Annotated in this window: 6 protein-coding genes; 3 read left to right on the forward strand and 3 right to left on the reverse strand. The window is 34.1% G+C overall.

The window, feature by feature from the left end; all coding sequences use genetic code 11:
- Positions 1-183 precede the first annotated feature (183 nt).
- The 3 genes from V7056_RS18465 to V7056_RS18475 all read left to right on the forward strand — a co-directional run bounded on the left by V7056_RS18465 (position 184) and on the right by V7056_RS18475 (position 2796).
- Complete coding sequence (locus V7056_RS18465; protein WP_499703866.1) at positions 184-2259, forward strand: carbon starvation CstA family protein; 2076 nt, start codon at positions 184-186, stop codon at positions 2257-2259.
- Positions 2252-2455 carry a YbdD/YjiX family protein gene (locus V7056_RS18470; RefSeq protein ID WP_499703862.1) on the forward strand — a complete coding sequence of 68 codons (204 nt, stop codon included), beginning with the start codon at positions 2252-2254 and terminating at the stop codon, positions 2453-2455. The genes V7056_RS18465 and V7056_RS18470 overlap by 8 nt, the downstream gene beginning before the upstream one ends.
- Positions 2456-2670: 215 nt before the next feature.
- Positions 2671-2796 (forward strand): hypothetical protein, encoded by a 126-nt coding sequence (locus tag V7056_RS18475; protein WP_464959759.1) that lies wholly within the window; start codon positions 2671-2673, stop codon positions 2794-2796.
- A 57-nt stretch (positions 2797-2853) separates the two neighbouring features.
- Here the strand turns inward: V7056_RS18475 and V7056_RS18480 are convergent, their stop codons facing one another.
- From V7056_RS18480 to V7056_RS18490, 3 genes are all read right to left on the reverse strand, one after another.
- Positions 2854-6414: an InlB B-repeat-containing protein gene (locus V7056_RS18480; RefSeq protein ID WP_499703863.1), complete on the reverse strand. Its 3561-nt coding sequence runs from the start codon at positions 6412-6414 to the stop codon at positions 2854-2856.
- 346 nt (positions 6415-6760) lie between these two features.
- Positions 6761-7003 carry a DUF2187 family protein gene (locus V7056_RS18485; protein ID WP_499703864.1) on the reverse strand — a complete coding sequence of 81 codons (243 nt, stop codon included), beginning with the start codon at positions 7001-7003 and terminating at the stop codon, positions 6761-6763.
- Between the two features lie 105 nt (positions 7004-7108).
- The gene (locus V7056_RS18490; protein ID WP_499703865.1) at positions 7109-7918 is read right to left on the reverse strand and encodes a metallophosphoesterase; all 810 of its coding nucleotides are present in this window, start codon (positions 7916-7918) and stop codon (positions 7109-7111) included.
- Positions 7919-8044 lie beyond the last annotated feature (126 nt).

Raw genomic sequence — 8044 nt, forward strand, 5'->3', positions numbered from 1 at the left:
ATGAATGATTAAACGAAATAAAAACTAGTGACTCCCATTACACTCACGAAACGTAATTCAATACTTTTACGAATTGGTAAGATTGTACTTACATGTTATTTCATATTAGGTCTAATTAATTATTAGAATTTTCTTAATAGTAAGATATAATATTTGTAAATTTTGGAAAAGGTGGCGATGAGTATAAAAGCGCTTAAATCAATTTTAATCTGGGGATTAATTGCTGCACTTGGAGCAGCAGGATTTGCGGTGATGGCCTTAAATAGCGGAGAAAGTATTAATGCAATTTGGCTTTTAACAGCAGCAGTTTCTGTTTATGCAATTGCTTACCGTTTCTACAGTAGGTTTATTGCGAATAAGGTGTTTCAGCTCGATGACAAACGTAAAACACCCTCTGAAATACATAACGATGGAAAAGACTATGTTCCGACAAATAAATGGGTGCTCTTTGGACACCACTTTGCGGCCATAGCCGGTGCAGGGCCATTAGTTGGTCCAATTCTTGCAGCGCAAATGGGTTATTTACCTGGAACACTCTGGATTGTCGTAGGTGTTGTTTTAGCCGGAGCTGTTCAGGACTTTATTATTCTTTTCGGTTCCATGCGCCGAGATGGTAAGTCACTCGGTGAAATGATTAAGGACGAAATGGGACGTGTAACAGGAATTATTTCAATGATTGGTATTTTAGGAATTATGGTTATTTTATTAGCCGTATTAGCATTGGTGGTTGTTAAAGCATTAGTAGGAAGTCCATGGGGAATGTTTACCATTGCTGCTACCATTCCAATCGCTATTTTTATGGGAATTTATATGCGTTATATTCGCCCAGGGCGTGTCGGGGAAGCTTCTCTAATTGGTATTGTATTGTTGCTTATTTCACTATTCTTCGGACAAACAGTTGCTGAAAACCCAACATTAGCAGCTATGTTTACCTTTAAAGGTGAAACAATTGCTATTATGATGATTATTTATGGATTTGTAGCATCTGTTTTACCAGTTTGGCTTCTTCTAGCACCACGTGACTATTTGAGTACATTTTTAAAAATTGGTACGATCCTTGGCCTAGCGTTAGGAATCATTATTGTTGCACCAAACCTTGAAATGGCAGGTGTTACAAAATTTATAGACGGTACAGGACCAGTTTTTGCAGGAAATCTCTTCCCATTTTTATTTATTACAATTGCCTGTGGTTCAGTTTCTGGGTTCCATGCGTTGGTTTCCTCAGGTACAACCCCTAAAATGATAGAACGTGAGTCACATGCTCGTCCGATTGGATATGGAGCAATGCTGACAGAATCTTTTGTTGCGGTGATGGCAATGATTGCGGCCTGCGTTTTGACACCTGGTGTTTACTTTGCGATTAATAGTCCTCCTGCTTTAATCGGAACTGATGTTGTCCAAGCTGCTTCAACAGTTTCGAGCTGGGGCTTTACTATCACTCCTGATGATTTAAAAACACTCGCAAATGACGTTGGGGAGCAAACCATTCTTTCAAGAACTGGCGGTGCACCGACGCTTGCAATCGGTATGGCTGTAATATTCTCCAAAGTCATCGGTGGAAAGGCCCTAATGGCATTTTGGTACCATTTTGCTATCCTTTTTGAAGCACTTTTTATTTTAACTACGATTGATGCAGGTACACGTGTTGGACGTTTTATGATTCAAGATCTTATCGGGACTGCTTATAAGCCTTTTGCTAGAACGGATGCTTTAATTCCTAATATTATCGCAACCGCTCTATGTGTAACTTTTTGGGGTTATTTCTTATACCAAGGTGTTATTGACCCGCTTGGAGGAATTAATACACTATGGCCGTTGTTCGGTATTGCTAATCAAATGTTAGCTGCTATTGCCCTGCTACTCGGTACGACGATCCTCTTTAAAATGGGCAAAAAAGCATATGTCTGGGTAACATTGCTTCCAACAACATGGCTGTTAATCGTCACTCTAACTGCAGGCTGGCAAAAATTATTTCATGAAAATCCTAAAATTGGATTCCTTGCCCACGCTAACATTTTTAAAGAGGCCTATAATGATGGAAAAGTACTAGCACCTGCGACATCGCCGGCACAAATGAAACAAATTCTGATAAATGATTATCTTGATGCCACATTATGTGTTATTTTTATTGCAGTTGTCATTACAGTCTTAATTTCAGCAATCAGGATTTGGTTTAAAGTTATTACAAACAACAAATTACCGTTGCATGAGACGCCTCCTGTACCTCGCGACGGAGGAGATTTTACAAATTATGCTTAACAAGTTAAAGGAAATCTTATCGTATAGAAAACAATTCCTTAGTCTTCTTGTCGGCGTTCCAAGCTATGAAACATACGTGGAGCATATGAAAAAGTGCCATCCCGATGATTCTGTGAAATCTAGAAAGGAATTTTTCTGTGAGGCTCAAGAAGCCCGTTACAACGCTAAAGGCGGTAAGGTTTCTAGGTGCTGTTAACAAAAAATTCAAGTTATTCGTTTCTTTATACTAAGAATAAAGATAGTAAGAATATTCACCCCTTACTATCTTTACTCTTATTTTTTTATTTATCTTTATTTAGTTTTTGAACATCCAAATAAAATTTCAATTTTAATGTGCCCTATTCTAAGGATAGTTTTTTTATCAATGGGAAATATGAAAATGATATCAAAACGTGATAAGGAGAATGAAAAATGAACAAAGAATTAAGTAATGAAGATTTTCATATTGCACATTTGACTGATGATGCGAAAAGTAAAATAGAAAACTTGGAAGATGAGTTAAGCGTTACATTAGTTGCTTATGAGTGTGAAAAGTGAAGAATTAAAATACCTAAGAATAAAAAAGAGAATCTACATTAGATTCTCTTTTTCCAACTAATAAGCCTTTCCACTAACTACATAACTATAGTTGCTATAAATTTTCTTACCATTCACTATTCGGTAGGATTTCATTTTATAGTAATAGACTGCATTTTTCGTTACCTTATAATTTGTATAACTAACAGTTGTATTTGTAGAAGTCGTTGATAATTTTGTATAGGTTCCAGCATTACTAGTTCCACTATATATTTCGTACCCGCTAGCTTCGCTTACTTTGCTCCATGTTAGTTTGATTGAAGAACTGCTTGCTCTTGTTGCCTTTATATTTGTCGGTGCTGCTAAGACCGGTGCAGCTCCAACAATAGTTGAATATGAACTATAAACTTTTGTTCCATTATTGTTGCGATATACTTTTATTTTATAATAATAAGTTCTTCCTGTTGTTAAGCTTCCGTTTATATAACTATTTGAATTCCCGCTAAGTGTTGTGATTTTGCTGAACGTACCTGTCTTTGAAGTTGATCGGTATATTTCATATCCACTCGCCTCACTAACTTTTCCCCAGGTTACTTTCACTTTATTGTATCCCGCCGTAGCTACTTTAGATGAGGTAATAGAAGCCAAAACTGGTTTAGAAAATACGACATTGGAAAACGAACTATATACTTTTTTTCCATTATAAATTCGGTATGTTCTTATTTTATAATAATAGTTTTTATTAGGAGTTAGATTCGTATTCGTATAGCTTAGTGTCGAGCTATACTTAAGCGAAGCAATATTACTATAAGTACCTGAAAGTGCAGTTGATCGATAAACCTCATATCCATCTGCTTCTCCTACTTCATTCCAACTTACTTTTACTTTATTAAACCCAGCTACCGTTGCCTTTGGTGCCGTTATAGTTGGTAATACTGGTTTTGCACTTACAATAGATGAGAATGGGTTGTAAACTTTGATTCCATCAATTAGTTTATACGCTCTTACTTTATAATAATACGTTGTTCCGGATGTTAGATTCTCATTTAGATAACTTGTACCATTTCCGTCAATATATGGAGTTAGATTAGTATAAGCCCCTGTCATAGATGTAGCACGGTACAACTCATAACCAACTGCGCCACTGACTTCATTCCAGCTTATTTGTACGCTATTAAAACCTTCTACTGTAGCTTTTAGTGTAGAACTTGGACCCAAAGCAGGTTTTCCACTATAAATTGAGGTAAAAGGACTGAAAATTTTATCTTGATCAATAATTTTATATGACCTAACTTTATAATAATAAGTTTTCCCAGTATCTAGGAACAAATCAGTGTACTGACTGGTAGTTCCAGTTTGGACTTCCATTCCGTAATTGAACGGACCATCAATCGTTGTACTTCTATAAATTTCATAGCCCGAAGATCCGCTCACTTGATCCCAGTTTATAGATAGTTTGTTGTAATCAACAGAAGCAATCTTTATATTTAATGGAATATCTGGAGTTTTTTCAAATCTAGCATAAAGTTTTATATCTTGTTTAATAGGTGTATATACTTCAAATTTTGATTGATAATTTTTGTCAGTAAACCATCCTATAAAAGTATAGCCTTCTTTAACGGGTGCTTCTTGATTCGAGATATTAGCCCCATAGTATGTGACCTCTTGTGCCAATGGATTTCCATCCCCATCAAAGTATGAAACAGTGTACTTGTTTATATCATATTTTGCGGTAATCGTTACATTAGATTTTATTGATGAAAAGTCCCTATCCCATCCAATGAATGTTTGTCCTTCTCTAACTTGAGCTTCTGGTGCAGTTGCGGTATCACCCTCTAAAACTTTTTCTGTTTTTAAAACTGTTCCATCATTACTTTTAAACGTAACAACATATTCTCTTTTGACTGTAATACTAAAATCACTTCTTAAACCATCATAATAGACTGGTACATATTGATACCCTAGATAATTATTAGAAAATCCTTTTATCATATCTTTTGTAACATCTACTTCAAACTCATTTCCAAAATTCGATCTAACTGTTAACACTGCTCCAGTGGGGTCGACTTCTTCTCCTAGTGCATAGACCGTTTTTAATGGTTTTGTTTTGATTTCAGAATAAATATTTTCTTCGTTACCACTAAATGTAGTATTTCTTAATTTTGGAAGCTTGAAATCTTTTGAATTATCAATTTCCCAAATAGAATTAAAATCGAAATTTTGATAGGAACTAATTTGTTTCATTTCTTCTAAAGTTTTCCGCTCGGTGCCTTCTTCAGAACCCGTACCAACAGCATGTGTATTATTACTAAAAAAGTAGCTATTCTCAATTATGCCTTCATAATTCGCTGCAATTGCACCTGAATTGTTATAATTCGAACTAATAATTCTACCTGAATTGTAACTATTTTGAATTGATGAATCTTCACCATGACTAATGATTCCAGCCGTATCAATACTACCTCTTATACTTCCAATATTATAACTATCGCGTACATGTGAAGATGATGACCATCCATAGATCCCACCTGCCCAGTTTCCTACGATATTACCTGCATTATATGACTGCGAAGTGTAAGAATTAGTTACTGTTCCTACAATTCCACCTACACTCCATGCCCCAATAATTTGTCCAGTATTATAGCTATTTAAAATGGATGAATTTGAGTTCAAAGAACCGACTAAACCTGCCACATTACCGGACTTTATCGTACTGTTTATACTTCCGTGATTTGCACTTTTTTTAATTGTAGTAGTAGATGCTGAACCAGAAATTCCACCACCATTTGAATAGGAAGTTGCTGTCGTTATATTTCCTTTATTATAACTGTCACTAATTGTTACATTGTTACTCGTACCAGTAATTCCACCTGCTGTATTACCATTTGAATTATCTTTATTGATATCACCTAAATTATAAGTATTCAAGATATCTGTCCAACTAACCTTACCGGCTATTCCGCCTGTAGTACTTTTCCCTTTTATCTCGGCAGTATTATAACTATTTGAAATCACTGAATGTACACTTGTTGAACCAGAAATTGATGCGATTAAGCCCCCAGCATAGCTATTTGTATATGAAAAAGCATGTACTGGATTATCATTATATGAATTCGTTATTACAACGTTCGTCCCGTAACCAATCAATCCACCCGCAAAAACATTACTGTTAGCAGTATCAAGTGATGTACTTTCTGCATCAATCGATCCATTTACTAAACCAAGATTTACGATCTTTGAATTCAAAGAATAACCGATTAAACCTGTATAAATTTCTTGATCAGAAACAATATTTATATGCAGACCAATGATTTTAAATCCGTTTCCATCTAAAATCCCTTTGAAAGGGCTACTCTTTGACCCAATCGGTTCCCATCCAGATCCATTATGATCATACTTGCCTCCGCTACTTGTAGCCGTAGTCAAATCAATATCATTCATTAATATGTATTTACCACTTAAATTGTTTCGGATATTATGTAAATCTACTTCACTATATATCCCAATATATCCCTCAGGGACCTGTGTCAGTGAAGTCACAGTTTCTGTTAAACCTGCAGCACGAACTTTCGTTTGAATATTTACAGGAGTTAACTGCAAACATAAAAAAATTATTAATAACCAAGCTGTCTTCTTCAAATGTAATTTCCCCTTTTGCTTTTACCATGTTGCGTAATAATTTTTCTATAATGATTTGTATAAACTTAACACTAGGCTAACCTTATTATTTTAACATAGTTTTATAGAGTATTAAGTAGTAACAATTGACTAGGTATTATGTACTGACAGACCTACTCAAGATTTTTTTGAACAACAAAAAGAGAGTTGTTCACATTAAGAACAACTCCCTACTAACCATTTTATTCTAGTCTTTCTGTATAAAGTAAGGACCTAAACCGCTTTCATATGTCATTATAAAAGTCCATTTAGAATCCCATATTGATCATTCCAGTCTATTACTAAATAAGTCTTAAATAATACCTACTTAAGCCACTGAAATAATTTTATACTTTCTATGATTCACAACAGTATGCTCAGTTTCATAATAACCCACATGATTTTTATCATTACTCATATCAACGATAACCGAATTTGTCATCACTTTCGTCACAATGCCTTTTAATAAAATAGGCATCAATTCTCTTTGTTTATTTTCAACTGACATGAACTCTATTTCATCACCAGGTTTTACAGTCGTATTAGGTAATTGATTATTATTTTTATTCATTGTTTCCACACCTTTATAAGTATTTAATTCAATTATATAGAATATTACAAATGTTAAAAAGTGAGTAATCTACTAAAAATAAAAAACTTTTTTACTATTTCTACATTAAACTTCTAAAATAACACAACTCTCTTCCAAACAAACTTGTAAATCTTGATCAAAGAACTCAATTCCATAATAACCTAAAGGAGTACAAATATACATACAATTATCTTTTTTTACACTTCCAAAACGCTTATGTGTATGTCCAAAAATACAATGTGATACATTTTCATATCGTTTTATTAACTCACCTATTTTTTTTGAACCCATATAAGCATTACAGAGGTTCCAAAATCGATCCGATTTCCAGATTAAAAATTCTTCACGTGGAATAAAATGATTCACTAAAATAACTTGTTTAGATTCATATTGTTTTAGTTTATCTTCAATTCTATTTAAACATTCTTTCAAATACTCTTTATCACTTGTTTTAAGGTATGTATAACGTCCATCCCAATTCGTATCTTTAAATCCCTTAATATCTTCCTCTGATAATTTCATTTCATCAATAAAACTATAATCATACCAACCACTGTCACCAACAATGACTACATTATTTGATAACTCAATCGAATGATGTATTAAACAAGATGGATGCTTCTCTAGCTCTTCAATAGCAAGAGTTGATTCACCCACACCGTCAGCCCAAACATCATGATTTCCTGGAATAAAGTAAATTGGAATACCAGTAGCTTTTTGTACAAGATCGATGAAGTTCAACGTAACTTGAACTGTATTACTGATGTCGCCAGCAATTAAAACACAATCGGGCTTTTTCTTTTTCACAAAAGTAATAAATTCTTCATCAAAAGCTATGCCCAACTTTTTTTCATTGAAGTCAATGTGAAGATCACTACAAATACATATCTTCATACTTTACCCCCTTGCTCACACTTGTAAAATACGAGTATCCTATTTAATTATAACAAATTTTGGAAAAAAATGGAGGAAATGAGTGTAAGAAAGTAAATAAAAAAGAATCCTGAAATAGATTCTCTT

Origin of the sequence: Bacillus sp. JJ664 (assembly GCF_036962205.1) — a bacterium.
GTDB lineage: Bacteria > Bacillota > Bacilli > Bacillales > Bacillaceae_G > Gottfriedia.